The organism is Cupriavidus lacunae (genome assembly GCF_003353055.1).
GTDB lineage: Bacteria > Pseudomonadota > Gammaproteobacteria > Burkholderiales > Burkholderiaceae > Cupriavidus > Cupriavidus lacunae.
The window spans coordinates 1-26198 of record NZ_QKWJ01000018.1 but is presented as its reverse complement, the minus strand read 5'-3'; the positions used below and the strand labels follow the sequence as shown (position 1 = coordinate 26198).

Genomic DNA, 26198 nt, shown 5'->3' with positions numbered 1-26198 from the left:
ATGAACAAAGTCAGCATCGAACTCACCGTCAACGGTGAAGAACGCCAGGTGGAGGTGCCGGCACGGCGCCTGCTGTCCGACCTGCTGCGCGACGACCTGGACCTGACCGGCACCAAGCGCGGCTGCGAGACCGGCATCTGCGGCGCCTGCTCGGTGCTGGTCGACGGCGAGGTGGCCAAGTCCTGCCTGATGCTCGCCGTGCAGGCGCGCGGGCGCCATGTGATGACCGTGGAAGGGCTGGCCGCCGATGGCCAGCTGCATCCGCTGCAGCAATGCTTCATGGACAACGGCGGGTTGCAGTGCGGCTATTGCACGCCCGGCTTCCTGATGGCCTCGTGCGCGCTGCTTGCCAACAATCCCAACCCGACCGAAGACGAAGTCCGCCACGGCCTGAACGGCAACCTGTGCCGCTGCACCGGCTATGTCGGCATCGTCGAATCTGTCCTGTCCGCCGCGGAGAAAATGCGTGGAAATTGAAAAGACCCTGGTCACCGCGGCGCCGCCGGCGCGCGTGTGGGAGCTGCTGCTCGACCCCAACGTGATGGGCGCGTGCGTGCCCGGCATGGAATCGATCGAAGTGCTGAGCGAGGTCGAGTACGTCGCGCGCATGGCGGTCAAGATCGCCTTCATCAACGCCCGCTTCCGGCTGCATACGAAGATCGTCGAGACGCGCGCGCCGCATTACCTGCGCACCGAGGGCACCGGCGAAGACGCTTCGGTGGCAAGCTCGCTGCGGCAGTCGAGCGAACTGTTCCTGACCGCGCTGGACGATGGCGGCACGCAGCTGCGCATCAGGGTGCAGGTGGACGTGCTGGGCCGGCTGGGTACCTTCGGCCTGAGCGTGATGAAGACCAAGGCCGACCGCATGTGGGACGAGTTCGGCGCCAACCTGCTGGCGCGGCTGTCGCCGGGCGAGGCGCAGGCGGTGCCCGAACCGGTAGCAAAGGCCGCACCTGGGGCACCGGCGGCGGCAGTCGTATCCGCTGCGGCGGTCAATGGCCATGCGGTGCTGCCGACGCAGTCCGCGCCGCCGGCACCGGCCGCGGGCGGGCTGTTCTCGCGGCTGTTCGGGCGCGGCGATACCGCGCGCGGGCCGCTGTCGGACATATGCGTCGAGCTGCGCCGCCGCGACGAGACCATCGTGGTGCGCTGGCCCGCGGCCCAGGGCGAACAGTGCGCGGCCTGGCTGCGGGATTACCTGCGCCTGGAGGCCTGAGCGGCGGCAGGGCGGAGGTCTGGCGGCAATACGGGTACCCTACGGGGTGCAGGCGTGATATATGAGAGCGTTACGCCAAGACCGAATATTGCAGAGACAGACCATGACGATCGATTCGCCGCAGGAAGACACGCAGGAAAGCGGCCAGGAGAGTACGCAGGAGAGCGCCCAGGAGAGCGCCCAGGACAAGTACATCGTGCCGGGGCTGGAACGCGGCCTGCGGCTGCTGGCCGAGTTCAGCAGCCGCGAGCGCACCTTGTCGGCGGCCGAGCTGGCGCGCCGGCTCAAGGTGCCGCGTTCGACGGTGTTCCGGCTGCTGGCCACGCTGGAAATGATGGGTTTTGTCGAGCGCACCGACGGCGGGCGCGAGTTCCGTCTGGGCATGGCGGTGTTGCGCCTGGGCTTTGACTACCTGGCCTCGCTGGAGCTGACCGAGCTGGGCCGCCCGCTGCTGGACCGCCTGCGCGACGAGATCCACTATCCGTGCAATCTGGTGGTGCGCGACGGGCGCTCCATCGTCTATGTGGCCAAGTCGGTGGCCTCGCGCCCGTTTGCCAGCACGGTCAATGTCGGCACCCGGCTGCCGGCGCACGCCACGGTGCTGGGCCGCGTGCTGCTGGAAGACCTGTCGCTGGCGGAACTGCGCGCGCTGTATCCGGAGGAGCGCCTGGAGGTGTACTCCGAAAGCACGCCGCGCACCGTCGAAGAACTGTACGAGATGGTCCAGCGCGACCGCCAGCGCGGCTACGTGCTGCACGAAGGGTTTTTCGAGGCCAGCATCTCCACCATCGCGGCACCGGTGCGCGACCGCAGCGGCAAGGTGGTGGCGGCGCTGGGCGCGACCATCCCGGCCTCGCGCATCGACCCGGACCAGCTCGACAATGTGGTGGAACAGGTCAGGCGGGCGGCGGCGGAGCTGTCGCGCCTGCTCGACTACCGGCCGGAGGTGCCCAAGCCGTTTGTCTGATGGCGATGCGCGCCGCCTGCCATCGGAGGGGAATCAATATGCAGGAACGCAAGATATACAACGAGTCGCCACGCCGGCGGCAATGGCTGGTCGGCGCGGCACTGTCCGCCGCGCTGGCCGCAAGCCTGCCATGGCAGGTCGCGCAGGCCGCGGGTTGCGCCAGCGTGCGCATCGTGGTGCCGTTCCCGGCCGGCGGGCCGGCAGACCAGCTCGCGCGCACGCTGGCGCACGGGCTGCAGCAGCGGCGCGGCACGGCCTTCGTGGTCGACAACAAGCCTGGCGCCAACGGCAATATCGGCATCGACACGGTGCGGCGCGCACCGGGCGACGGCTGCACGCTGCTGGTGGCGCCCGCCGGCAACCTGACCATCAACCCGACGCTGATGCCCGCGCTGACCTACAACGTCGAGCGCGATTTCCGGCCGGTGTCGTTGCTGGCGGGCTCGCCCAACGTGCTGGCGGTGCATCCGTCGGTGAAGGCGAATTCCGTGCAGGACCTGGTCAGGCTGGCAAAAGAGGCCGAGAAGTCCGGCAAGCCGCTGGGTTACGCCAGCCCGGGCGTCGGCAGCGGCCTGCACCTGGCCGGCGAACTGTTTCGCAACAAGGCCGGCATCACGCTGCTGCACGTGCCTTACAAGGGCACCACGCAGGCGCTCAACGACGTGGTGGGCGGGCAGGTGCCGATGCTGTTCGGCACGTGGTCGACGCTGGCGCCATTCGTCCAGTCCGGCGCGCTGCGCGCGCTGGCGGTGACGCAGCAGAAGCGCTCGCCGGCCGCACCGAATGTGCCGTCGCTGGCCGAACAGGGCGTGCCCGGCATCGACGTCAGTTCCTGGTATGCGCTCCTGGTGCCCAAGGCCACGCCGCAGCCGGCGGCCGATGCGCTCGGCGCCGACGTGCGCGCGCTGCTGGCCACGCCCGCGGTGCGGGCCGACCTGCAGCGCCAGGGCATGGAGCCGGCAGGCAGCACGCCGCAGGCGCTCGATGCCCGCATCCGTGAGGAAACCGCGGCGTGGGCGAAGCTGATCGAGGAATACGGGATTACCGCGGAGTAGCGGCGGAGCGGTATCCCATCAGGCCCGACAGATCGCGTGCGGCCTGCCGGACTTCCTTCTCCACGCGCTCGCGCAGCGTGCCATCCGCTTCAAAGCGCTGCTGCGGCCCCGCCACGCTGATGGCGGCGATCACGTCGCCGTCGGCGCCGCGCACCGGTGCCGCGCACGAGTCGATGCCCGGCTCATAGGCCGAAAAACTCCACGCGCAGCCGCGTTCGCGGTCGGCGGCAAGAATATCGGCCAGCCGCGCGTGGGTGGCCGGGCTCTGGCCGGTGACAGTCGGCAGGGGATCAGGCCCCAGCAGCTCGCGCAGCGTCTCCGGCGGCAGCTCGGCAATCAGCATCCGGCCAGGCGTGGTCAGGTGCGCGGCCACGCGGCTACCTACCTGGATATTGCTGACCAGCGAGGCTGCGGGCATCTGCCGCAGCAGGTAGAGCGCATGGCCGCCATCGCGCACGGCCAGGTAGGCCGACAACTGCAGCGACGCGCTCAGCCGGGCCAGCACGCGCCCGGCAAAGCTGGTCAGGTCATTCGTGGCCAGCACGCGCGAGGCCAGCTTCAGGAAGTTGAAGCCGACCTGGTGCCCGCCTTGCGGCAGGCGTTCCACCATGCCCTCATGTTCCAGCGTGTCCAGCAGCCGCATCACGGTGACGCGGTTCACGTCGATACGCCGGCCCACTTCGCTCAGGTTGGCGGTGGCACCGCCCTCGGCAATAAAGCGCAGCAGGCGCAGGCCGCGGATCACGGGAGAGACCAATTGGGCTTCGCGGGCGTCGTCGGGGTCTGCGCTGTCGTCGAGGTCAGGTTCGGTCGGCGGGCGGGACTTGGGCATCTTGGCGTAGGCTGTCAATCGAAAACGGCCGCGCAGGCGGCCGTGCTGGGGTGGACGTTGCCCGCGGCTTCAGCCGAGCGCGACGTTCCAGGCGTCGTAATCGTACACCCAGTCGGCATTGCCGCCTTCCTTCAGCCAGGCATTGCTGCGCGAGCCGATCTGGATGCGGCTGGTGCGCGCGTGGCGCGCGGCCTGGTAGCGGGCCAGCGCGGCGGGCACGCCTGTGGCGCCGTCGGCCGCGGCATCGGCAAGGCAGCGGGCCAGCACCACGCCGTCCTCGATCGCCATGCCTGCACCTTGCGCCATGAACGGCATCATCGGATGGCAGGCGTCGCCCATCAGCGTGACCGGACCGGCCGACCATGCGGGCAGGGGATCGCGCACGTACAGCGCGGAGATCAGCACGTCGTCGCAGGCATCGAGCAGCGCGCGCGCGTCGGGGTGGAAGCCGGCATAGGCGTTGCGCAGGTCTTCCACGCGGCCCGGCGTGGTCCAGGATTCATTGCGCCAGGCCTCCTGCGCGACGGTGGCGAAGACAAAGATGTCGCGGCCGCGGTTGAGGGGGAAGGTGACGATCTGCGTGGCTGCGTCGGGGCCCCACCATTTGGTGAAGGCGCCCAGGTTGGGCACGCCGGCAAGGCGCCCGGCCGGCACCACGGCGCGGTAGGCCACGAGGCCGGTGAAGATGGGGCTTTCCTGCCCGAACAGCGCGGTGCGCACGGTGGAGTGGATGCCGTCGGCGCCGACCAGCACGTCGACCCGTTCCTCCGCGCCGTTGGCAAAGCGCAGCGTGGCGCCATCGGCATCCGGATCGATCGCCACGGCCTTGTGGCCCAGGCGCACGCATGCGGCCGGCACCGCGGCTTCCAGTGCGGTCATCAGGTCGGCGCGGTGCATGGTCAGCTGCGGCGCGCCGTAGCGGCGCTCGGCTTCCTCCTGCATTGGCAGGCGCGAGGTTTCTTCGCCGCTGTCCCACATGCGGCTGATGCGGTGGCTGGGGCGGGCGGCGGTTTCACGCAGGGCGTCGCCTACGCCCAGGCCGTCGAGGGCGCGCACGGCGTTGGGGGTCAGGTTGATGTCGGCGCCCACGCGGGCGAAGCGGGGGGCTTGTTCATAGACCACAGCTTCCATGCCGAGCTTGCGCAGGGCGATGGCTGCGGCCAGGCCGCCGATGCCGGCGCCGTTGATTCCGATTTTGAGGGGCATTTTGTCTACCTGCTGGGAGTTGGGCTGGCAGGTGGGTGGCTGCTAGCGCTTCTGATTGTGTTCATAAATGAACGTAGTGTTCATAACATATTATTGGGGTGAGAGGGGGGCGTCAACTAAGGGGGAACCCTAGGAGGGGAAAATGGGAGGGTGTTTTGCACTTGGCGGGCGTGGGCTGTTTCGCCGGCGTAGGCGGCGGGGCTTCTGCTCGTTGGCTTGCTTGGGTAGGTAGGTCGGGTTCGATGTTGTCGTAGGTTTGAGCGCCTTGTTCCGCCCTGCTGGGCGGGTCACTTTTTGTCCGAGCGACAAAAAGTAACCAAAAAGCGCGTCGCCTGGGCGGCTGGCCATCCATTCCACGGCATCGGTGGTTCAAACGGCGGTGATTTCCGTTATGCGTGGTTGCCCGTTCGACCCAGCTACGCTCCCTGTCCGGTGCCTACGTCAACGGACTATTGGACGAACCCGACTTTAGGCTATTGGCAGCCTGCTAACACGTTATCGGCGGGACGCCTACGGCTGCGCTGCGCGCCCTCAGTATCGTAGGTCGAAGGCACTGGCACGGAGTGCGTCGCTGCGCTCGCACGGGGCTGTCGTGATGCCGGGCCCCCCCAAAAAAAAAAGCGCAAATCGGGACGTGGCCGTCCGCCTGCCACGTTAGGGCCCGCGCGAAGCGCAGCCGAAGGCGTCCCACCGACGAGGTGGTTAGCAGGCTGCCAACCGCCTAAAGTCGGGTTCGTCCAATAGTCCGTCGATGTGGGCACAGACAGGGTGCGTAGCAGGCTCGAACGGCCAACCACGCCCAAACGGCAAGCACCGCCCGCCCGAACCACCAACACCACCAAATTGATGGCCAGCCGCCTGAGGCGACGCGTTTTTTGGTTACTTTTTGTCGCTCGGACAAAAAGTGACCCGCCCAGCAGGGCGGAACCAGGCGGCTAAACCTACGACAACAGGAAACCCGACCTACATCCCCAAGCCAACGAGCAAGAAGCCAAGCCGGCGACACCGGCGAAACAGCCCACGCCCGCCAAGCACGACAACCAACCGCGTAGCAATAAGCCCCCAAAAAAACAGCCACCCATGGTGGCTGCCCTAGAAACATCACCGGAGCCGATTCACTCAAAGCCCCAACACAAGCTTGGCAATAATATTGCGCTGGATCTCGTTAGACCCCCCATAAATCGACGCCTTGCGATAATTGAAATAACGCGGCGCCAGCACGGCAGCATAATCCGGCCCGACCCGCGGAGCCGCCTCACGCCCCTGCAACGCAGCCCACGTATCCTGCACGAACGGCAACGCAGCCGGCCCCGCGGCCTCCACCGCGAGTTCGCTTGCCGCCTGCAGAGTCTCAGTGCCCGTGAGCTTCAGCATGCTCGACGCAGCGCCGATCGAGGTCCCCGATTCCACGCCTGAGAACACGCGCAACTCAACGGCTTCGAGCGCCGCAGCACGCAGGTGCAGCGCCGCCAGCTTGCGCCGGAACAGCGGATCGTCCAGCAGGCGCCCACCGTCGTCGGCGGGCTGCTCCGCTGCAATATCCGCGATCTTCGACAACTGCTTGCGCAGCATCGGGCTATACGTGCCGCCGCGCTCGAACTCCAGCAGGTACTTGGCATAGGTCCAGCCCTTGCCTTCCTCCCCGATGCGGTTTGCCACCGGCACGCGCACGTTCTCGAAGAAGACCTGGTTCACTTCCTGCTGGCCGGTCATGGGGCCGTCCAGCGTCGGCAACGCCGACACCGTGATGCCAGGGGTATGCATGTCGAGCAGCAGGAACGAGATCCCCTCCTGGCGCTTAGATTCGCGGCTGGTGCGCACCAGGCAGAACATCCAGTCGGCCCACTGCGCATGCGTGGTCCAGATCTTGGAGCCGTTCAGGATGTAGTGCTCGCCCTCGCTGTCGGTGCCATGATCGGCACGCATCTGCAGCGAGGCCAGGTCGGAGCCGGAGTTGGGCTCGGAATAGCCCTGGCACCACCATACGTCGGAACTGAGGATGGGCGGCAGGAAACGCTGCTTCTGCTCCGGCGTGCCGTACTTCATGATCACCGGCGCCACCATCTTCAGGCCCATCGGCGACACTGGCGGGCAGCCGGCGGCGGCCAGTTCCGACTGGAAGATAAAGCGCTCGGTCGAAGTCCAGCCCGGGCCGCCATATTCCTTCGGCCAGTTCGGCGCGGCCCAGCCGCGCGCGTGCAGCGCCTTCTGCCAGCGCACCTGGCCGGCCTTGTCGAGGTAGCCGTTCTTGGACTGCGCCATCATCGCGCGCAGATCGGCGTCGTAGGCCTGGGCGATCCAGGCGCGCACTTCTTCGCGGAACTGCTGGTCTTGCGGGGAGAAATCGAGATTCATCGACGGGCCTCGCTGGGTAATCGTCTGGGTTCGGGGATGCCGGCTTCAGGCCGCGGCCTGGGCGGGGTAGAGCAGGTCGGCGTAGCGACGCAGGTGGTGCTCGGCCGAGCCCATCTGCAGGTCGATCGCGGTGACGCGCTTGAAGTAGTGGCCCACCGCCAGCTCTTCGGTCACGCCCATGCCGCCGTGGATCTGCACTGCCGCCTGGCCGACGAAGGCACCGGCCTGACCGGCCTGGATCTTCGCCGCGCAGGCCGCCTGGGCGCGCACCGCTGGCGCGCTGGCGGCCTGCATCGCCGCCACCTGGGTCAGCGCTACGGATTGCTCGAGTTGCATGTACATGTCGGCCATGCGGTGCTGCAGCACCTGGAACGTGCCGATCGCCACGCCGAACTGCTTGCGCTGGCGCGCATAGTCGATGGTGTCGGCCAGCATGCGCGCCATCGCGCCATTGGCTTCGGCAGCGAGCGCGACCATGGCTTCGTCGCACAGCTGTTCGATCAGGGCAAAGGCTTCGCCTTCCGCGCCGATGCGCTGGCTGTCCGGCACCTGCACGTTGTCGAGCAGCACTTCGGCGGCGCGCTGGCCGTCGAAGGTCGGATACTCGCGCAGCGTCACGCCCGGCGTGTCGCGCGCGATCCAGAACAGGCTGATGCCCTTCCGGTCGCGGCGCGCGCCGGACGTGCGGGCGCTTACCACCAGGTGCGTGGCGAACGGCGCGCCGACCACGGCCTGCTTGTGCCCGCTCAGCTTGTAGCCATTGCCCTGGCGCGTGGCGCTGGCCTGCACGTCGTGGCGGCAATAGCGGCTGGCCGGTTCGGCATGGGCCCAGGCGGCGGTGGCTTCGCCGCCGATGATGGCCGGCAGCCACTGCGCGGCCAGCTCGGGGCTGCCGTGCATCAGTGCGCCGCCGCCCAGCACCACGGTGCCGAGGTAAGGCTCCAGCACCAGATGGCGGCCCAGTTGTTCCATCACGATCATGTGCTCGGCGGCGGCGCCGCCGAGGCCGCCAAGCGGCTCGGGGAAGGCTGCGCCCAGGATGCCGAGCTCGCGGGCAAACGCGCTCCAGCAATCCTGGCGCCAGCCAGCGGCGGACTGCACCGCCGCGCGGCGGGCTTCGAAATCATAGTGGTCGGCCAGGTAACGCGCGAGCGTGTCACGCAGCATTGACTGTTCTTCGCTGAACTGGAAATCCACCTTGGCTCCTTCGGAATTGGGGGAGGCGTGATTGCGGTAGTCTGGGCGGGATCATCCGGCCAAGCCGCCCCGCGGCGCATCGTCGCATCGGACGAAGCTGCCTGCGGCCCGTTTTTGCGGCACTGCGGCAAAACGGCGGCAGTGCCGCTTCGTCGCTTCCGACGATTGTTGAACCGGCCAGGATTCCGAGAATGCGGGATCAGCTTCCGCCAACAAACCAACACCCGTCGAGGAGTTCCACGCCATGCATCCGCACATCCACGCGCAGCGCACGCCCGACAAACCAGCCGTCATCATGGGCAGCAGCGGCGCGGTCGTCACCTATCGCGAACTGGACGAGCGCTCGAACCAGGTGGCACACCTGTTCCGCAGCCTGGGGCTGCAGCCCGGTGATCGCGTGGCCTTCATGGTGGAGAATCATCCGCGCCTGTTCGAACTGTGCTGGGGCGCGCAGCGCAGCGGCATTGTCTATATCTGCCTGAGCACACGGCTGAACGCGGCCGATGCCGCCTATATCGTCAATGACAGCGGCGCCCAACTGCTGGTCACCACGCACGCGCAGGCGGAGATTGCCGGGGCGCTGACGGGCCAGACCCCGGCTTTGCGCGCAAGGCTGATGCTGGACGGCACGGTGCCGGGCTATGACGCTTATGAGGCCGCGCTGGCGCGCTGCCCGGCAACGCGCATCCATGACGAAGTGACCGGCGGCGACATGCTGTATTCGTCCGGCACCACCGGCCGGCCCAAGGGCGTGTACGCGTCGCCGTCGAGTCCGAACATCGAGGCTCCCACGAGCCTGACGAGCCTGTGCCAGCGGCTCTATGGCTTCGACGCCGGGACGCGCTACCTGTCGCCCGCGCCGCTGTATCACGCGGCGCCGCTGCGCTACAACATGACGGTGCAGGCGCTGGGCGGCACCGCGGTGGTGATGGAGCATTTCGATGCCGAGCACTACCTGCGGCTGGTGCAGGAACACCGCATCACGCATACGCAACTGGTGCCGACGATGTTCTCGCGCATGCTCAAGCTGCCCGAAGCACAGCGGCAGGCCTGTGACGTGTCGTCGCTGCGCGTGGCGATCCACGCGGCCGCGCCGTGCCCGGTGCAGGTCAAGGAAGCCATGATCGCGTGGTGGGGACCGGTGATCTGGGAGTACTACGCCGGGACGGAGGGCAATGGCGTGACCGTGGTCAGCACGCCGGAGTGGCTGGAGCGCAAGGGCACGGTGGGGCGGGCCATGATCGGCAAGCTGCGCATCTGCGGGCCGGACGGCGCGCTGCTGCCGCCGGGCGAGTCGGGCACGATCTACTTTGCCGAAGGTCGCGCCTTTGCGTACCACAACGACGAGCCCAAGACCGCGGAGTCGCGCCACCCGCAGCAGCCGGACTGGAGCACCATCGGCGATGTCGGCTACGTGGATGCGGACGGCTACCTGTACCTGACCGACCGCAAGGCCAACATGATCATCTCCGGTGGTGTCAACATCTACCCGCAGGAAGCCGAGAACCTACTGATGACGCACCCGAAGGTGATGGATGTGGCCGTGATCGGGGTGCCCAACGAAGATTTCGGCGAAGAGGTCAAGGCCGTGGTGCAACTGGCCGATATGGGCCTGGCCGGGCCCGAGCTCGCCGCGGAACTGATCGCGTTCTGCCGCGCCAACCTGTCGGCCATCAAGTGCCCGCGCTCGGTCGACTTCGAAGCCGAGTTGCCGCGCCTGCCGACCGGCAAGCTGCTCAAGCGGCTGCTGCGCGACCGCTACTGGGCCGGCCATGGCAACAGGCTGGTGTAGGTCCAAGGCCCGGGGCACATCGCCGCTGCCCGCGTTTTCGCGAGTGCAGCGGTTTACGTCATAATCCTCCGTTACATCACAGCCACGGGCGCCCGCCTGTATCCGCAGCGCCGGGCGGGCGCATTGTGCTGCCTGCAACGGCAGCGATGTGCGGGAGACGACAACAGCCAATGGCAAGTATCGAGGAGACCGGACGGCGCACGCCGCCACCGGCGGGCGCCGCATCGCTGGCGGCCAAACTGCGTCCGCCGCTGCTGACCCCGTTCCAGGTCGAGCGCGCGGCGATCTGCGATGCCGTGTGCGCGGCGGGCTTCGTCAAGCTTGTCCTGGTGCGCGCGCCGGCGGGCTTTGGCAAGACCACGGCCATGCTCCAGTGCCGCGCGCGCCTGGAGGCCGCGGGCGGGCGCACCGCCTGGCTGACGCTGGACCGTTCGGACAATGATGCCTCGCGCTTTCTCGGCTCGGTCGAGGCCGCCATCGCGCAGGGCCTGGGCGGCGGCCCCGGCCGGTCCGCGCACGGGCTGCTGGCGCAAGATGCCGGCGAGCAGGCGCTCGCGCTGATCGACCGCCTGGCCAGCCATCACGGCGACTTCACGCTGTTCCTTGATGACTTCGAAGCGATCCAGAACGATGCCGTGGCCGGACTGGTCTGGCAACTGGTGGAAAGCCTGCCGCCCGGCTGCCGCGTGGTGATCGGCACGCGCTGGGTGCCGGAAACCGGCCTGGGCCGACTGCGCGCGCGGGGGGAACTGCTTGAGATCGAACCCGCGCAGCTGCGCTTTTCCGCCGGCGAAACCGCATCCTTCCTGCGCCAGGCGCGTGGGCTGAAGCTGGAGCAGGCGGCCATCAGCGTGCTGCACCGGCGCACCGAAGGCTGGGCCACGGCCTTGTGGCTGGCGTCGGTGGCGCTGGAGCGGCGCAGCCAGCCAGAGGGCTTTATCGCCGGCTTCTCCGGCTCCAACGCGGCGATCGCCGACTACCTGGTCGAAGACGTATTCCTGCACCTGCCCGAGGCGGTGCGCGACTTCCTGTTGCGCACCTCGATCCTGGACCAGCTGTGCGGGCCGCTGTGCGATGCGGTGTGCCAGTCCGCCGTGGCCGGCAGCAGCGACGAGATCCTGGTCTGGCTGGAGCGCGCTAACCTGTTCCTGCTGCCGCTGGAGAGCGAACGCTATGGCGAGCGCGGCTCGGGTGCCGCGCCCGAACAGTGGTATCGCTATCACAGCCTCTTTTCCGGCTTTCTGCGCGGCCAGTTGGCGCAAGCCATGCCCGAGGCCGTGCCGCAACTGCACCTGTCGGCCTCGCGCTGGTATGAGTCGCAGGGGCGCCCGGTGCCCGCCATCGAGCATGCTTTCGCGGCCGGTGCGCTGGCGCACGCGCTGCCGTTGCTGGATGGCGCCGCGGACGACCTGCTGGCGCAGGGCCGCATGCGGCTGTTGACACGCTGGCTGGAAGCGATGCCTGCCGACGAGCTGGCGCGCTGGCCCAAGCTGCAGATCGCGCGCGTCTGGGCGGTGTCATTCACGCGCGGACCGGCCGAAGCCATCGCCCTGCTGCAGGAGATCCCCACCGAGGGCGCGGCCGGCGATCTGCTGGCGCATATCCGCGCGCTGCGCCATATGCTGCTGAACATGATGGACCGCTTCGACGACGCCCGCGCCTTCGCCCGCAATGAGCTGCCGCCGTTGCCGATGGGCTATGCCTTCCCCGATGCGATCCTGGCCACCTCGATGGCGCGCCTGGCCGCGGTGGCCGGCGACTACCCCGAGGCGCGCCGGCTGCTGCAGGTGGCGCGGCATGCGGTGCGCGGTTCAGACAGCAATTTCAACAAGATCTTCTCGGAATCGGTCGAAGGGCTGATCGACCTGCGGCAAGGGCGCTTGCAGCAGGCACTGGCACGGTTTCGCATCGCCGCCAGCACGATGCTGCCGAACCGCTTCGGGCCCACCAACGGCAACGCCATGGCCGGCATCCTGCTGGCCGAAGGCCTGTACGAGAGCGGCGATTCCGAGCGCGCCAGCCGATTGCTCAACGTCTACCTGCCGCTGTCGCGCGACCTCGGGCTGCCCGACCAGATCATCACCGGGCACACGGTGCTGGCCCGCATTGCCTTCGAGCGCGGCGAGGCCGACCAGGCGCACGAATGGCTGGCGCAACTGGAGGCGCTGGGCCACCACCGCGGGCTGACGCGGCTGGTGATGGCGGCGATGCTGGAACGCGCCCGCCTGGCGCTACGCCAGGGCAATGTCCACGCTGCGCAGGAGGCGATCGAACGCGCCGCCGATCCGGCGCTGTGGCGCACGCGCCCCGGGGTCAGTTCGTTTGCCAGCGATGTCGAGGACATCACCCTTGGCCGGCTGCGGCTGGACCTGCATGCGCGCCCCGGCACGCCGGTGCGCGAGGCGATCGAGCGCGAACTGGCGGCGGCCGCCGGCAACCAGCTGATGCGCCGCGCGCTCAAGCTGCGCATCCTGCTGGCGCAGGCGTGCCAGCGCACCGGCGATGGCGCGCACGCGCTGGTGGTGATGGGCGAAGGGCTGCGCTTCGGCGCCGCCGAAGGCTTTGTCCGCATCTTTGCCGACGAGGGCGACGATGTGCGCCGGCTGGTGGCCGACGCTTGCTCGCGCCAGTCAGCCAACCTGCCTGCCCCCTACGTGGAAAAGCTGCTGCTTGCCTGCGGCCAGGCCGCCGGTGAGCAGCCCCCCGGCGCGGGCCGGCCTGCACCGGCGGCGCTGGTGGAGCCGCTCACGCCCAAGGAGCAGAAGGTGCTGCACCTGCTGGCCGAGGGCTACTCCAACGTGGCCATGGCCGAGCGCCTGTTCGTGTCCGAGACCACGGTGCGCACGCACCTGCGCAATATCAGCGCCAAGCTGCACGCCAGCAACCGCACCCAGGCGGTAGCCATTGCGCGCCAGCTCGGGCTGCTCTGAGCCGGCGCGGCTCAGATGCCCATGAACTCCGTGAATTCATCCAGCGGCGCGCGCTCGGCGCGCAGCTGGTTGGCGGGCGACTCGGGGTCTTCATAGCCGATTGCCATGCCGGTGAACAGCATCCGTTCGGCCGGCAGCGACAGGAACTCGCCGATAGTCTGCGGGTACATCGCCCAGCATTCCTGCGCGCAGCTGTCCAGCCCTTCTTCACGCAGCAGCAGCATCACCGTCTGCAGGTACATGCCCAGGTCCGACCATTGCGGCGGCCCCATGCGCCGGTCCACCGTGCAGAACAGCGCCAGCGGCGCGCCGAAGAAGGTGAAGTTGTTGGCAAACTGCGCCAGCCGCCGCGCCTTGTCCTCGCGCGGGATGCCCAGGTAGTGGTAGAGCGCCTCGCCCACCTGGAAGCGGCGGTCGCGGTAGGGCGAGACCAGCTCGCGCGGGTAGATGTCGTACTCGCGCGCTTCGCCGGTGGGCGCCGCGGCGATGCGCTCGCGCATGATGCCGCGCAGGCGCTCCAGCGCCTCGCCGCCGACGACATGGATATGCCAGGGCTGCAGGTTGCCCCCGGAGGGGGCGCGCGCGGCGGCGTCGAGCACGCGCCGGATGGTGTCGGGCGCAACGGCCCGGGGCAGGAAGCCGCGGACGGACTTGCGGCTGGCGATGGCTTGGCTGACTTTCATGCGGATTCCGGAAAAGTTGCTCGACGGGGCGCGCTTCAGATGAAGGGCGGCTCGCCGGTCCAGTCGAAGAAGTCCGGCATGTCGTGCGACACGGTCTCCGGGAATGCGGCGGGGCGCTTTTCCAGGAAGGCGCTGACGCCTTCCTTCACGTCGGCGGAGCGGCCGCGCGACTGGATCGCGCGGCTGTCGAGCTTGTGCGCTTCCATCGGGTGGCTCGCGCCGGCCATGCGCCAGATCAGCTGCCGCGAGATCGCCACCGAAACCGGCGCGGCATTGGCGGCGATCTCGCGGGCAATGGCCTGGGCGGCCGGCAGCAGGTCTTCGGGCGCGTGCAGCGAACGCACCAGGCCGCGCTCATGCGCCTCCTGGGCGGAGAACACGCGGCCGGTATAGCACCATTCCAGCGCGGTCGAGATGCCGACCACGCGCGACAGGAACCACGACGACGCCGCTTCGGGCGTGATGCCGCGACGGGCGAAGACAAAGCCGAACTTGGCGTCGGTCGACGCCAGCCGGATATCCATCGGCAGCTGCATGGTCACGCCCACGCCCACTGCGGCGCCGTTGACCGCGGCGATCACCGGCTTGAGGCTGCGAAAGATGCGCAGCGACACGCGCCCGCCGCCGTCGCGGTGCGCGGTGTCGGGGCTGGCGCCGTAGCGCTTCTCGAAATCGAAGGTGGAACTGCCGCCGGACAGGTCGGCGCCGGCGCAGAAGGCGCGGCCCGAGCCGGTGACGATCACGGCGCGCACGTTGTCGTCTGCATCGGTGGCGTCGAACGCGGCGATCAGCTCATGCATCATCTGCGCGGTGAAGGCATTGAACTGGTCGGGGCGGTGCAGGGTGATGGTGGCGACACCGTCTTCAACGGCGTAGCGCAGGGTTTCGAACGAAGGCGTGGCTTGCGTCATGGGGGCTCCTGCTGAAAGTACAGAGAAGGGGGAAGGAGGAATACGCGCAAAGGGGTTCGGCCAACACTAGTGCAGAATGCGTCGCCCGCAATCGTCGCTTCCGACGAGGCCGGGAATTGGCGCCTGGCCGTAGACTGACGTGGATCAATCGGCAGGACCGGCACACCCACACCGTATCACCGCGCGCCCTGCCGGCACAGACAGCAAAGGGATAACCATGAAGACACGAATCACCGAACTGCTTGGCATCCGCTACCCGATCATCCAGGGCGGCATGCAATGGGTTGGCTACGCCGAAATGGCCGCCGCCGTTTCCAACGCCGGCGGGCTGGGCATCCTCACGGCGCTGACGCAGCCCACGCCCGAGGACCTGGCCAACGAGATCCGCCGCTGCCGCGAGATGACCGACAAGCCGTTCGGCGTGAACCTGACCCTGCTGCCGTCGATCAACCCGCCGCCGTACGCACGCTACCTCGACGTCATTATCGAGGGCGGCGTCAAGGTGCTGGAAACCGCCGGCAACAACCCCAAGGAACATATCGCCCGCGCCAAGGCCGCTGGCATCACGGTGATCCACAAGTGCGTGGCGGTGCGCCATGCGCTGTCGGCCGAGCGCCTGGGCGTGGATGCCGTGTCGATCGACGGCTTCGAATGCGCCGGCCATCCGGGCGAGGACGACGTGCCCGGCATGGTGCTGATCCCGCAGGCCGTGCGCAAGCTGTCGATCCCCGTGATCGCCTCGGGCGGCATCGCCGACGGGCGCGGCATGGCGGCGGCGCTGGTGCTGGGCGCCGAGGGCGTCAACATGGGCACGCGCTTCTGCGCCACGCGCGAGGCGCCGATCCACGATAACGTCAAGCAGGCGCTGGTGCAGGCCAGCGAGCGCGACACCAACCTGATCTTCCGCACGCTGCACAACACCGCGCGCGTGCTCAAGAACGCCGTGTCGGACGAGGTGGTGAGCATCGAACGCCGCCCGGGCGGCGCGCAGTTCGAGGACGTCAAGCACCTGGTCGCCGGCGTGCGCGGCAGGGCCGCGCTCAAGGCGGGCGAGACCGACGGCGGCATCATCAGCGCCGGCCAGTGCGTGGGCCTGATCGACGACGTGCCCAGCTGCGAAGAACTGATCACGCGCATGGTGGCCGATTGCCGCGAGCATCTCAGCGTGGCTTCGCGCTGCTTCGCCTGACGCCATGGCCGAAGCCGAGATCGAGGCGGCGATGACCCGGGCCATCGCCGCGCCGGGAGAAGCCGCCGACGCGGACGTGCCGGAGGGCTTCGTCCCGCTGCGCCAGATGAGCGGCTACATGGCCGGTTTCGGCCAGCTCTACCTGCACGCCGGACGCCGCACGCTGGCGGTGCGTATCGACGAGAGCCACCTGAACAACCTGGGCATTCCGCACGGCGGCATGCTGGCGACGCTGGCCGATACCGCCATCGGCATGATGATGTCGCTGGAAACCGGGCGCGCCAAGAGCGCGGTGACAGTCAATCTGAGCCTGGACTACCTCGATTCCGCCCGACTGGGCGACTGGGTGGAAGCGCGCGTGGAGTTCGACAAGCTCGGCTCCCGCCTGCGCTATGGCACCTGCCGGCTGGTCAGCGGCGAGCGCTGCCTGCTGCGCGCGACCGCGATCTTCGCGGTGCTGGCGCCGCGCGCCTGAGGCGCGGCAACATCGTCGCTTCCGACGACGCTTGCCGCCACCCGCGGCGCAACAATACCCATCGACGCTGCCGGCACCCACGCCGGCATTCCGCACAACTCAACGGCTGCTCCGGCGGCCCGCACCGAACCAAGGAGAACACATGGCAGAGGCATATATCGTCGCGGCGGTCCGTACCGCCGGCGGCCGCAAGGGCGGCAAGCTGTCGGGCTGGCATCCGGCCGACCTGGCCGCGCAGGTGCTCAACGCGCTGGTGGAGCGCACTGGCGCCGACCCGGCGCTGGTCGACGACGTCATCATGGGCTGCGTGAGCCAGGTCGGCGAGCAGGCCGGCAACGTGGCGCGCAATGCCATCCTGGCCTCGCGCCTGCCTGAAAGCGTGCCGGGCACCTCGGTGGACCGCCAGTGCGGTTCGTCGCAGCAGGCATTGCACTTTGCCGCACAGGCGGTGATGTCGGGCGCGATGGACATCGTCATCGCCGCCGGCGTGGAAAGCATGACGCGCGTGCCGATGGGCCTGTCGTCGCAACTGCCGGCCAAGAACGGCTTCGGCGTGCCCAAGAGCCCGGGTATCGAGACGCGCTACCCCGGTGTGCAGTTCAGCCAGTTCACCGGTGCCGAAATGATCGCACGCAAGTACGACCTGTCGCGCGAACAGCTCGATGCCTACGCGCTGCAGAGCCACCACCGCGCCATCGCCGCCACCAAGGCGGGCCGCTTCACTGCCGAAATTCTGCCGGTTGAAGTGCGCACGGCCGACGGCGCCAACGGCGAAATGCACACCACCGACGAAGGCATCCGTTATGACGCCACGCTGGAAAGCATCGGCAGCGTCAAGCTGATCGCCGAAGGCGGCCGCGTGACCGCTGCTTCCGCCAGCCAGATCTGTGACGGCGCCGCGGGCCTGATGGTGGTCAACGAAGCCGGCCTGAAGAAGCTGGGCGTCAAGCCGCTGGCGCGCGTGCACAGCATGACCGTGATCGGCCATGACCCGGTCGTGATGCTGGAAGCACCGCTGCCGGCCACGGAAGTCGCGCTCAAGCGGGCCGGCCTGCGCATCAGCGATATCGACCTGTTCGAAGTCAACGAAGCCTTCGCCCCGGTGCCGCTGGCCTGGCTGAAGGCCACTGGCGCCGATCCGGAACGCCTGAACGTGCATGGCGGCGCAATCGCGCTGGGCCATCCGCTGGGCGGCTCGGGCGCCAAGCTGATGACCACGCTGGTGCATGCGCTGCATACGCATGGCAAGCGCTACGGCCTGCAGACGATGTGCGAAGGCGGCGGGCTGGCCAACGTGACCATCATCGAGCGTCTGTAAAGCTGTCAGATCCGTGGCGTGCCGCGCAGGCACGCCACGCAGGAATTGCCGCAGTAACGAGTAGTGAAGGGAGAAGGACCGGCGGCGCGGGCATGTCAAAGTGCCCGCGCCAGCAGCCGGAACAGCAAGGCCGCGATCGTGCGGCCTTTTTGTTTGCGTGTGGCTCGGTGTGGCGCGGCGCGTGTCAGGCGAAGGTCACTGCGCTGCGCCGGTCGGCGCGTTCCAGGTGCGGCACGTTGTTGAAGCTCAGCAGCCGCTGCACGCCGCGGCCGACGATGATCTCGCAGAACGCCGTATTGCGGAACTGCAGGTTCATTTCGATGGCGGCCTGGGCCGGTGCGCCCAGCAGGTCGGCGGTGGCGCGGCCGATGGCGCCGCCGGAACTCACCACCAGAATGGCATCTTCGCGCGTGGTGCCTTCGCTCGCATGTGCCAGGGCGCCGGCAATGCGGGCGCCGAAGTCCGCCCAGCTTTCGGGCATGTCGGCCAGTCCGTCCTGGGTCCACGCGGCATAGGCCGCGCGGAATGTGCGCCAGTAATCGTTGTAATCGCCGTTCTGGTGCGCGCGATGGTCAGCACCACCGGTATGGCAACGATACAGCGCCTCGCCGTCGTATTCGTTCAGGCCAGGGTGCGAAATGATCGCTGCCTGCTGCCCCATGCCGGCCAGGATTTCTGTAGCGGTGTCCTGCTGGCGCACCAGCGTGCCGGCCACTACCCGGCTGAAGCTGACACCGCGCTCACGGAAATACTCGCCCAGCCAGCGCGCTTGCTGGCGGCCGGTCGGTGACAGGCAATCGTAGTTGGTGGCGCCAAACGAGGCTTGTCCGTGCCGGACGAGGAAAAGCGTGGCCATGAGCGGTCCCGGTGAACGTTGAGGCGGATAGGGCTGGGCCGGGCACAGGGCCCGGCGTGGGCACATTCTAGGGAGTGCAGGCCCGCCAGCCAAGCAAGCATTGCGCAATTCATAGCAGCCATGGCCTGGCTGCATTACCGCGCGGTGGCGCTTGCCAGCGGTGTGCTCAGGCCGGCTCGGCGAAGGTGACGCCGAGATAGCCAGCCATCAGGCGGTTGAGTTCCGTGATCAGCCGCTCGTCGTCAAGGTGCAGCGGGCCGGATTGGTTGAGCACGGCATTGACCAGCACGCTGAACACCGCCTGCATGGCAAAGCGCACGCGCAGTTCTGCTGTGTCGGCCGGCAGTTCCAGGCGCGGCACCAGCAACTGCACCATGCGCTCCACGATGGCTTCGCCGTTCTGGCGGTGCGGCAGCCATTCCTCGGGCCGCGTGGACGCATGCCGCAGCGATGCCCGCATCACGCCGCGGTTGGCCAGCGTGCCGAGCACCATGAAGCGCGCAGCCTTCTCCAGCAGCACCGGCGTCGGCACGTCCTCCCAGCGTTCCCGCGCCAGGTAGCGGTCGATCGACACTGTGGTTTCTTCCATCACCAGCGTGCGCAGCGCCTCGAAATAGGCCATCTTGTCGCGAAAGCGGCCGTAGAAGGCGCCCACCGACACCTGGCATGCCGCGGCGATCTGCGCCACCGACACGGCGGCAAAGTCACGCGAGGCAAGCAGTTCGCGGCCCGCGCCAAGCAAGGCCTGCTCGGTCTCGCGCGCGCGGCGCTGGCGCGGCGGCTGCAGGATCGAGGGCGTATCGATACGGGGAAAGGAGGCGTTGGCGGGGAAGCCGGATTGGGTCGCTGACATTGGCATATTCCGTAATCGAATTCGGATTCGGTTTTTGAAAATACCGGTACGCGCCGCGACGCGTCAAGGGCTTTGTCGGGTGGGGCCGGGCGCGGCGGGTGGGTGGGTCGCGCGGGAGGTGGCGATGCGGCGCGCAAGCCGCGCCGCTGGCCGCCGCGTACCTTGCTAGCTGAAACGCGGGCCCAGGTCATCCCGCATCCATTCGATAAAGGCGCGCGTGCGTGCCGGCAACAGCCGCGCATGAGGATAGATCAGAGACAGCGGCCATGCCGGTTGCTCGAATTCTTCCAGCACGATGCGCAGCTTGCGCTCCTGTACTAGTTGCGCGACCTGGTACGACAGGAAGTGGCCAAAGCCCGCGCCTTCGGCGCAGGCGGCCACGGCGGGTGCGGTCTGGTTGAACTCCAGGTTGCCCGACACCGGCACATGGAACTCCCGTTCGCCTTCGCGAAAGGTCCACCAGTGCGCCTGGCTGCCGGTGAAGCGCACGCAGTTGGCGCTGGCCAGTTCCTCGGGGTGGCGCGGCACGCCGTGCTTGCGCAGGTAGGCGGGCGTGGCCACCACCACACGGCGGATGCGGCCGACGGTCTGCGCCACCAGTGTGGAGTCGGCCAGCGGGCCGATGCGCACACCCACATCCAGGTCTTCCTCAAGCAGGTTCACCACGCGGTCGGTGAACTCCATGCGGCAGCGCACGCGCGGATAGCGTTGAACGAAACGCGTGACGGCAGGCGCCACGTACATCTGCCCGAACAGCACCGAGGCGGTCAGCGTGAGCTGGCCGCTGGGCTCGACATGGCTGGCGGTCAGGCCCGCCTCGACCTCGTCGATGGTGGCCAGGATGCGCCGGCAGCTGTCCAGGTAGCTGCGCCCCTCGGCGGTCAGCGACAGCCGCCGCGTGGTGCGGTTGAGCAGCCGCACCTGCAGTTCGGATTCCAGCGCCGCGAGCGTGCGTACCACCGCCGGCAACGAGGTATGCAGCGTCGTCGCGGCCGCCGTCAGGCTGCCCTCGTCGACGATCCGCACAAAGGTCTGCATCGCGCGTAGCTTGTCCATGGTGCCACACATTACTCCATTTTTTGGAGTAGTTAAATATCAATGGCCCTATTTATTGCAGCGGCGTCGGCGCCCAGAATCTGCCTGTTCCAACCGTTGAGGAGAGTGCCATGCAAGAGACGAATTGCCCCGCCAAGCCGCTGGTGCTGTACCGCTCGCCGGTGTCCGGCCACGCGCACCGCGCCGAACTGTTCCTGGGGCTGCTGGGCCTGCCGTATCGACTGGTCGACGTCGACCTGCGCGGCGGCGAGCAGCACAGCAAGGCTTTCCTGCGCCTGAACCCGTTCGGCCAGGTGCCGGTGCTGGACGATGACGGCGTGGTCATTGGCGATTCCAATGCGATCCTGGTCTACCTGGCCACGCGCTATGACGACGGCCGCTGGCTGCCGCGCGACCCGGTGGGCGCGGCGCGTGTGCAGCGCTGGCTGTCGGTCGCCGCCGGCGAGATCGCCTTCGGCCCGGCGGCGGCGCGTCTGGGCGTGCTGTTCGGCCGGCCGGTGCCGATGGAAGATGCCGTCGCCCGCGCGCAGCGGCTGTTCACGCTGATGGAATCCCTGCTCGCCGGGCAGCCGTTCCTGGCGGCCGATCACGCCACCATTGCCGACGTGGCCGCCTACAGCTATATCGCCCGCGCCGGGGAAGGCAACGTGTCGCTGGCGCCGTACCCGGCGCTGAATGCCTGGCTGCGCCGCATCGAAGCCTTGCCCGGCTTCGTGCTGATGGTGGTATCGAAAGTCGGCGTGGCGGCGTAATGCCTGCTGGTCTCGCGTAGCGTTTCTATCCATCCGACAAGGAGAGGGAGCCCATCATGGACCTGCCCACCTGGCCGCACGCCGGCCTGCCATTCCACGCCGGCGAACTGGCTGCGCAGGCGCGCGCCGGCAAGCGCGAACGCATGGCCGCGTCCGGCCCGCGGGTGATCCGTGGCGAGATGCCGGAGCAGCACCGTACCTTCTTTGCGCAGCTGCCGTTCCTGCTGGTTGGTGCGGTCGATGCCGACGGGCTGCCCTGGGCCACGATGCTGGCCGGGACGCCGGGATTTGCGCATACGCCTGACGCCAAGCACCTGCGCATCGACGCCGTGCTGTTGCCCGCCGACCCGGCGGCATCGGCCCTGGCGCAGGGTGCGCGCATCGGCCTGCTCGGGATCGAGCTGCCTACGCGCCGGCGCAACCGCATCAACGGGATCATCGTGGCGCGCGACGAGGGCGGGCTGACGGTCGAGGTCGAGCAGAGCTTCGGCAACTGCCCGCGCTATATCCAGTTGCGCGACGTGACCGTTGCCAGGCCGGCGGCCACGCACCCGGCCTGGCACAGCGACGCGCTCGACGAGCAGGCCATCGCCTGGCTGCGCGGCGCCGATACGCTGTTCATCGCCACCAGCCACACCGCGTCGCCGCAGGACGAAGGCGAGCACACCGGCGGCGCCGATGTCTCGCACCGCGGCGGCAAGCCGGGCTTTATCCGCGTGGACGATGCCCGTACGCTGACGTTCCCGGACTTCAACGGCAACAACTTCTTCAACACCATCGGCAACCTGCTGGCCAATCCGCGTGCCGGGATCGTGGTGCCGGATTTTGCCGAGGGCTCGCTGCTGCATGTGGGCGGGCGTGCCGAGGTGATCTGGGAGGGCGAGGAGCTGACCTCATACGCCGGCGCCGAGCGGCTGGTGCGGCTGCACGTCGAGCGCGTCGTACGGCGGCCGGCCGTGTTGCCGCTGCGGTTCGGCTTTCGGGAATATTCTCCGGTGCTGGCGGGCACGGGTGCGTGGCCGGCGCGCTGAGCCGGTGGTCGACTCCCTCTGGCTGTCATAAAAATGAAATCAATAAGTAACAAAAGCGTCACAATATCGGATGGCAACTGTCCGTAGCACGCCGACCAGGGCGCTGGCGGGCAGCCCTGTATCAAGGAGAAAACAACCGTGGATAAGACGAAGAACAAGCCGCAAGCCCGCCGGGAGATCCTGAAGCACGCACTGCTGGCCCTGGCCGCCGCGCCGCTGGCGCTGGCGGCGGGGGCCGCGCAGGCGGCCTGGCCGGAAAAGCCGATCCGGCTGGTGGTGGCATTTCCGCCCGGCGGTCCGGTCGACACCCATGCGCGCCTGTTGGCCGAAAAGCTGCAGCCGATCCTGGGCCAGACCATCGTGATCGACTACAAGGCCGGCGCCGCCGGCAATATCGGCTCGGACAACGTCGCCAAGTCCGCGCCGGACGGCTACTCGCTGCTGCTGGCCAATACCGGGCAGATGGCCATCAACAACTCGCTTTATCCCAAGCTGCCCTACAGCATGCCGAAGGATTTCACGCCGGTGGCGCGCACCGCGCTGATCCCGCTGGTGATGGTGATCAACAACAACGTGCCCGCGCGCGACCTGAAGACCTTTATCAGCTATGCCAAGGCCCATCCGGGCAAGCTGAACTTCGCCTCGGGCGGCAACGGCGGTATCTCGCACCTGATGCCGGAAATGTTCAAGCAGGCTTCGGGCACCTTCATCGTCCATATCCCGTACAAGGGCAGCGCGCCGGCACTGACCGACGTGATGGGCGGCCAGGCGCAGATGATGGCCGACTCGATTCCGCTGTTCACGCAGTACATCAAGGCGGGCAAGGTGCGCGCGCTGGCGGTGACCTCGCCGCAGCGCTCGCCGGCGCTGCCCGATGTGCCGACGATGCAGGAGGCCGGGCTGAAAGGCTTCGAGGTGGTGGGCTTCTACGGCATGCTGGCGCCGGCCGGCACGCCCAAGGAAGTGGTCGCGCGGCTGTCCGGCGCGCTGCGCACGGTGCTGGCCGATCCCGACACCAAGGCCAGGCTCGAGCAGCAGGGCGCCGAGCCGGCATGGCAGTCGCCGGAGGCGTTTGCCGCCACCATCGCCACCGAGCAGAAACGCTGGGGGCAGGCGATCAAGGCGTCGGGCGCCAGTATCGACTGAGCGGGGGCGGCCTGATGGCCGCGATCAGCCGCGCGCCCGGTACCTGAGCCGGGCGCAGCGGCCGACCAGCGTGGTGACGCAGCAGGCGTCGCCGCGCCACTCTCCACCGGTCACGATGCCGTCCGGACCGGCCACCAGCTTGCGCTGGCATTGGCCAGGCACCGGCGTGCGCTCCACGCCGGCATCGCGCGGGCCGCTGCCCGGCGGCCGCGCGGCCGGCACCGTGTCGGTCCAGACGTAGGCCGTGCCATTGGGCAGGGCCTGCACCCCCTCAGGCGGACCCCACTGGCGCTTCGCTTCGTCGACGGGGACGTTCTTCCAGGAATCGACGATGTCCTGCATGGCGCTGGTCCCGATCCCGGCACAAGCGCCGGCAAGGACTGCCGCCCACAGGATGGCCAGGCGCGCCCGCTTGCTGGCGGCATGGACAAGTCGGGCTGGATTGGCAGGCATGGTGACTCCGCGTCGGCGCAGCCGGTGGCAAGGGCCGGTCTGTGGAGACTAGCGGAGGCGCAACACCCGTTGCAAGCGCGTTTTGGGCGATGCCACACAGACTGCGGTGACCGCGCCGAACGGGCGTTAGTCGGCGAACAGGCCCAGGGTTTGCTGGTCGGCTGCGGCAGGAGCCTTGCGCGCAGACTGCGCCGGTACAGTGCGTGCCGGACATGGGGCTTCGGCTGGCCCTTCGGGTGCTGTCAGTGTAAAAGCTCGTTGCACGGACAGCGGCACCGCCTCCGCTGTCCATTGCGCCAGCCGTGGCGCCAGGATCTGGTACGTGTCCAGGTCGAAATGCGCCGGCGCGGCGGCCAGTGCGTGGGCTTCTTCCAGCGTGGCCGCGCAGCCCAGGTAGCACCATTCGTCGGTAACATGCCACCAGGCGCGCGCGCCGTGTTGCTCGCGCCAGGCAACCGGGCCCGCGAAGGGCCATGGCACCAGCGCGATCGGCGCCAGCGCGGCGGCAAGCCGGGCGCGGTGTTCGCGCGGCGATTCCGCGCCGACACAGGCCCCGGCGCAGCGGTGCACCTGCCGCGCAAAGCAAGGGCTGCCACGGCGCGTGGTCTTCTCCAGTGACAGCGTTGCCATGCACAGGTCGTGCTCCTGCGCCAGCGCGCGCAAGCGTGCCTCGGCCGCGCCACGGCTACCGAATACGCCGAACAGGTCGCGCTGCCGGCAGAAGTCGGTGTCGCGATCGGAGCGCAGGCGCGGCACCGGCAACTGCTGCGGCAACTCCCAGGCATAGAGCCGGGTATTGCGGCGCAGCTGCTGGTTGTGCACCGGTTGCATGGCTTTTACCAGTTGCGCCTCCAGCAGCAGCGCTCCGGTCTCGCCGCCGGTTTCCCGCCATTCGACACGACGTACCAGCCGGGCCAGCCGCATGTCCTTGCCATAGCGGTAGTCGCCAGAGAAATGGGCGCCGATGCGCTGGCGCAGGTGCACGCTCTTGCCGATATAGAGCGGCACGTCCTGGTCGCCGTAGAAGATATAGACACCCGGCGTGGCCGGCACGTCTTCCAGCGCGGTCTCCTCCAGGCCGGCGGGCAGGCTCGCGCGCCGCACCAGCGTGCGCACGGCCGATTCCACCAGCTCGACGGAATAGGTGGCGTGGATCTTCTGCCAGAACTGCCACAGCAGCTCGGCATCGGCCAGCGCGCGGTGCCTGCCCTTGGGCGTCAGGCCAAAGCGCGCGATCAGCGCATCCAGGCCATGACGCTCGACAGAAGGGAAGAGCGAGCGCGACAGCCTTACCGTACACAGCACATCGGCGCGGAAGGTCACGCCGGCGCGCCGGAACGCGTTCTTCAGGAAGCCGTAGTCGAAGCGCGCGTTGTGGGCCACGAACAGGCGGCCCTGCAGACGCTCGGCGAGCGACTCGGCCAGGGAATCGAAGGTCGGCTGCCCGCGCACCATGTCGTCGCTGATGCCGGTCATGCGCTGGATAAACGGCGGGATCGACATGCCGGGGTCGAGCAGGGTATCCCATTCGACGATACCGTCCGGGCCAACCTCGACCACGCCGATCTCGGTGATGCGGTCGCGCTGGGCATCCGCGCCGGTGGTCTCCAGGTCGACAAAGACGATAGGGCGCGACAGCGCGGCGGCGAGAGACTGGGCGTCGAGCAAGCGGGCGCCGTCCGCTGGCAGGCGCGATGGCTGGTAAGTTGTCAGGTCAGGCATCTGCCGATTTTAAGGGTCGCTGATGGCGGCACGAAGAAGTTTTCAGAAACCCCCTTGCCAACCCCGCCGTGCTCGCATATTATTCGCCCCCTCGCAACACAACGCAGCGCTGCAAAGCAGACGGGGCGCGGGTTACGGGGTCGACCGGGAAGGTTGGCGCAGCGAAGTCAGCGCGCCGGCCGCAGCAAAAAAAGATTGCTGAA

At 68.3% G+C, this 26198-nt stretch carries 23 protein-coding genes; 12 read left to right on the top strand and 11 right to left on the bottom strand.

Annotated elements, in window-relative coordinates; all coding sequences use genetic code 11:
- The 4 genes from DN412_RS16265 (at position 1) to DN412_RS16250 (ending at position 3238) form a co-directional block, all read left to right on the top strand.
- Entirely contained in the window at positions 1 to 477 is a 477-nt protein-coding gene (locus DN412_RS16265; protein ID WP_115212570.1) for a (2Fe-2S)-binding protein, read from the top strand.
- A complete protein-coding gene (locus DN412_RS16260; RefSeq protein WP_115212569.1) occupies positions 467 to 1216 on the top strand; it encodes an SRPBCC family protein in 750 nt (249 codons plus the stop codon). Before DN412_RS16265 ends, DN412_RS16260 begins: the two co-directional genes overlap by 11 nt.
- Positions 1217 to 1319: 103 nt before the next feature.
- Entirely contained in the window at positions 1320 to 2183 is an 864-nt protein-coding gene (locus DN412_RS16255) for an IclR family transcriptional regulator (protein WP_115212568.1), read from the top strand.
- Between the two features lie 38 nt (positions 2184 to 2221).
- Complete coding sequence (locus DN412_RS16250; protein ID WP_115212567.1) at positions 2222 to 3238, top strand: tripartite tricarboxylate transporter substrate binding protein; 1017 nt, start codon at positions 2222 to 2224, stop codon at positions 3236 to 3238.
- Here the strand turns inward: DN412_RS16250 and DN412_RS16245 are convergent.
- The 4 genes from DN412_RS16245 to DN412_RS16230 all read right to left on the bottom strand — a co-directional run bounded on the left by DN412_RS16245 (position 3225) and on the right by DN412_RS16230 (position 8828).
- On the bottom strand, positions 3225 to 4070 hold the full coding sequence (locus DN412_RS16245; protein WP_115212566.1) for an IclR family transcriptional regulator: 846 nt from the start codon (positions 4068 to 4070) through the stop codon (positions 3225 to 3227). The two genes, DN412_RS16250 and DN412_RS16245, sit on opposite strands and share 14 nt — an antisense overlap.
- 69 nt (positions 4071 to 4139) lie before the next feature.
- On the bottom strand, positions 4140 to 5276 hold the full coding sequence (locus DN412_RS16240; RefSeq protein WP_115212565.1) for an FAD-dependent monooxygenase: 1137 nt from the start codon (positions 5274 to 5276) through the stop codon (positions 4140 to 4142).
- Between the two features lie 1119 nt (positions 5277 to 6395).
- A complete protein-coding gene (locus DN412_RS16235; RefSeq protein ID WP_115212564.1) occupies positions 6396 to 7631 on the bottom strand; it encodes an acyl-CoA dehydrogenase family protein in 1236 nt (411 codons plus the stop codon).
- Between the two features lie 45 nt (positions 7632 to 7676).
- Positions 7677 to 8828 carry an acyl-CoA dehydrogenase family protein gene (locus DN412_RS16230; RefSeq protein ID WP_115212563.1) on the bottom strand — a complete coding sequence of 384 codons (1152 nt, stop codon included), beginning with the start codon at positions 8826 to 8828 and terminating at the stop codon, positions 7677 to 7679.
- Between the two features lie 244 nt (positions 8829 to 9072).
- Here DN412_RS16230 and DN412_RS16225 point away from each other — a divergent pair, with 244 nt between their 5' ends.
- Positions 9073 to 10620, top strand: a complete 1548-nt coding sequence (locus tag DN412_RS16225) for an AMP-binding protein (protein ID WP_115212562.1) — start codon at positions 9073 to 9075, stop codon at positions 10618 to 10620.
- Positions 10621 to 10790: 170 nt separating this feature from the next.
- A complete protein-coding gene (locus tag DN412_RS16220) occupies positions 10791 to 13550 on the top strand; it encodes a winged helix-turn-helix domain-containing protein (RefSeq protein ID WP_115212561.1) in 2760 nt (919 codons plus the stop codon).
- An 11-nt stretch (positions 13551 to 13561) separates the two neighbouring features.
- On the opposite strand, the gene DN412_RS16215 is transcribed toward DN412_RS16220, so the two are convergent.
- Positions 13562 to 14233, bottom strand: a complete 672-nt coding sequence (locus DN412_RS16215; RefSeq protein WP_115212560.1) for a nitroreductase — start codon at positions 14231 to 14233, stop codon at positions 13562 to 13564.
- Between the two features lie 35 nt (positions 14234 to 14268).
- Positions 14269 to 15144, bottom strand: a complete 876-nt coding sequence (locus tag DN412_RS16210; protein WP_115212559.1) for a crotonase/enoyl-CoA hydratase family protein — start codon at positions 15142 to 15144, stop codon at positions 14269 to 14271.
- A 211-nt stretch (positions 15145 to 15355) separates the two neighbouring features.
- Here DN412_RS16210 and DN412_RS16205 point away from each other — a divergent pair, with 211 nt between their 5' ends.
- The 3 genes from DN412_RS16205 (at position 15356) to DN412_RS16195 (ending at position 18126) form a co-directional block, all read left to right on the top strand.
- On the top strand, positions 15356 to 16333 hold the full coding sequence (locus tag DN412_RS16205; RefSeq protein ID WP_279635201.1) for an NAD(P)H-dependent flavin oxidoreductase: 978 nt from the start codon (positions 15356 to 15358) through the stop codon (positions 16331 to 16333).
- A 4-nt stretch (positions 16334 to 16337) separates the two neighbouring features.
- On the top strand, positions 16338 to 16808 hold the full coding sequence (locus DN412_RS16200) for a PaaI family thioesterase (protein WP_115212557.1): 471 nt from the start codon (positions 16338 to 16340) through the stop codon (positions 16806 to 16808).
- A 142-nt stretch (positions 16809 to 16950) separates the two neighbouring features.
- Positions 16951 to 18126, top strand: coding sequence for an acetyl-CoA C-acetyltransferase (locus tag DN412_RS16195; protein ID WP_115212556.1), 1176 nt, complete (start codon positions 16951 to 16953; stop codon positions 18124 to 18126).
- 184 nt (positions 18127 to 18310) lie between these two features.
- On the opposite strand, the gene DN412_RS16190 is transcribed toward DN412_RS16195, so the two are convergent.
- From DN412_RS16190 to DN412_RS16180, 3 genes are all read right to left on the bottom strand, one after another.
- Positions 18311 to 18982: a histidine phosphatase family protein gene (locus DN412_RS16190; protein ID WP_115212555.1), complete on the bottom strand. Its 672-nt coding sequence runs from the start codon at positions 18980 to 18982 to the stop codon at positions 18311 to 18313.
- A 166-nt stretch (positions 18983 to 19148) separates the two neighbouring features.
- Positions 19149 to 19835, bottom strand: coding sequence for a TetR/AcrR family transcriptional regulator (locus DN412_RS16185; protein WP_115212554.1), 687 nt, complete (start codon positions 19833 to 19835; stop codon positions 19149 to 19151).
- Positions 19836 to 20000: 165 nt separating this feature from the next.
- Positions 20001 to 20903 carry a LysR family transcriptional regulator gene (locus tag DN412_RS16180; RefSeq protein WP_115212553.1) on the bottom strand — a complete coding sequence of 301 codons (903 nt, stop codon included), beginning with the start codon at positions 20901 to 20903 and terminating at the stop codon, positions 20001 to 20003.
- A gap of 98 nt (positions 20904 to 21001) precedes the next feature.
- Between DN412_RS16180 and DN412_RS16175 the strand changes: the two genes are divergently transcribed.
- From DN412_RS16175 to DN412_RS16165, 3 genes are all read left to right on the top strand, one after another.
- Positions 21002 to 21643 (top strand): glutathione S-transferase family protein, encoded by a 642-nt coding sequence (locus DN412_RS16175; protein ID WP_115212552.1) that lies wholly within the window; start codon positions 21002 to 21004, stop codon positions 21641 to 21643.
- Positions 21644 to 21699: 56 nt separating this feature from the next.
- Positions 21700 to 22674: a pyridoxamine 5'-phosphate oxidase family protein gene (locus DN412_RS16170; protein WP_115212551.1), complete on the top strand. Its 975-nt coding sequence runs from the start codon at positions 21700 to 21702 to the stop codon at positions 22672 to 22674.
- A gap of 138 nt (positions 22675 to 22812) precedes the next feature.
- Complete coding sequence (locus DN412_RS16165; RefSeq protein ID WP_115212550.1) at positions 22813 to 23820, top strand: Bug family tripartite tricarboxylate transporter substrate binding protein; 1008 nt, start codon at positions 22813 to 22815, stop codon at positions 23818 to 23820.
- A gap of 24 nt (positions 23821 to 23844) precedes the next feature.
- On the opposite strand, the gene DN412_RS16160 is transcribed toward DN412_RS16165, so the two are convergent.
- Positions 23845 to 24273, bottom strand: coding sequence for a hypothetical protein (locus tag DN412_RS16160; protein ID WP_115212549.1), 429 nt, complete (start codon positions 24271 to 24273; stop codon positions 23845 to 23847).
- A 126-nt stretch (positions 24274 to 24399) separates the two neighbouring features.
- Positions 24400 to 25995 (bottom strand): 3'-5' exonuclease family protein, encoded by a 1596-nt coding sequence (locus tag DN412_RS16155; RefSeq protein ID WP_115212548.1) that lies wholly within the window; start codon positions 25993 to 25995, stop codon positions 24400 to 24402.
- Positions 25996 to 26198: the final 203 nt, after the last annotated feature.

Bases quoted from the DNA above. Each gene is read 5' to 3' on its own strand.
- DN412_RS16170 (WP_115212551.1), top strand. From the start codon at position 21,700: ATGGACCTGCCCACCTGGCCGCACGCCGGCCTGCCATTCCACGCCGGC.
- DN412_RS16185 (WP_115212554.1), bottom strand. From the start codon at position 19,835: ATGTCAGCGACCCAATCCGGCTTCCCCGCCAACGCCTCCTTTCCCCGT.
- DN412_RS16200 (WP_115212557.1), top strand. From the start codon at position 16,338: ATGGCCGAAGCCGAGATCGAGGCGGCGATGACCCGGGCCATCGCCGCG.
- DN412_RS16160 (WP_115212549.1), bottom strand. From the start codon at position 24,273: ATGCCTGCCAATCCAGCCCGACTTGTCCATGCCGCCAGCAAGCGGGCG.
- DN412_RS16175 (WP_115212552.1), top strand. From the start codon at position 21,002: ATGCAAGAGACGAATTGCCCCGCCAAGCCGCTGGTGCTGTACCGCTCG.
- DN412_RS16240 (WP_115212565.1), bottom strand. From the start codon at position 5,276: ATGCCCCTCAAAATCGGAATCAACGGCGCCGGCATCGGCGGCCTGGCC.
- DN412_RS16180 (WP_115212553.1), bottom strand. From the start codon at position 20,903: ATGTGTGGCACCATGGACAAGCTACGCGCGATGCAGACCTTTGTGCGG.
- DN412_RS16265 (WP_115212570.1), top strand. From the start codon at position 1: ATGAACAAAGTCAGCATCGAACTCACCGTCAACGGTGAAGAACGCCAG.
- DN412_RS16250 (WP_115212567.1), top strand. From the start codon at position 2,222: ATGCAGGAACGCAAGATATACAACGAGTCGCCACGCCGGCGGCAATGG.
- DN412_RS16245 (WP_115212566.1), bottom strand. From the start codon at position 4,070: ATGCCCAAGTCCCGCCCGCCGACCGAACCTGACCTCGACGACAGCGCA.
- DN412_RS16215 (WP_115212560.1), bottom strand. From the start codon at position 14,233: ATGAAAGTCAGCCAAGCCATCGCCAGCCGCAAGTCCGTCCGCGGCTTC.
- DN412_RS16195 (WP_115212556.1), top strand. From the start codon at position 16,951: ATGGCAGAGGCATATATCGTCGCGGCGGTCCGTACCGCCGGCGGCCGC.
- DN412_RS16210 (WP_115212559.1), bottom strand. From the start codon at position 15,144: ATGACGCAAGCCACGCCTTCGTTCGAAACCCTGCGCTACGCCGTTGAA.
- DN412_RS16155 (WP_115212548.1), bottom strand. From the start codon at position 25,995: ATGCCTGACCTGACAACTTACCAGCCATCGCGCCTGCCAGCGGACGGC.
- DN412_RS16190 (WP_115212555.1), bottom strand. From the start codon at position 18,982: ATGGCCACGCTTTTCCTCGTCCGGCACGGACAAGCCTCGTTTGGCGCC.
- DN412_RS16235 (WP_115212564.1), bottom strand. From the start codon at position 7,631: ATGAATCTCGATTTCTCCCCGCAAGACCAGCAGTTCCGCGAAGAAGTG.
- DN412_RS16225 (WP_115212562.1), top strand. From the start codon at position 9,073: ATGCATCCGCACATCCACGCGCAGCGCACGCCCGACAAACCAGCCGTC.
- DN412_RS16220 (WP_115212561.1), top strand. From the start codon at position 10,791: ATGGCAAGTATCGAGGAGACCGGACGGCGCACGCCGCCACCGGCGGGC.
- DN412_RS16255 (WP_115212568.1), top strand. From the start codon at position 1,320: ATGACGATCGATTCGCCGCAGGAAGACACGCAGGAAAGCGGCCAGGAG.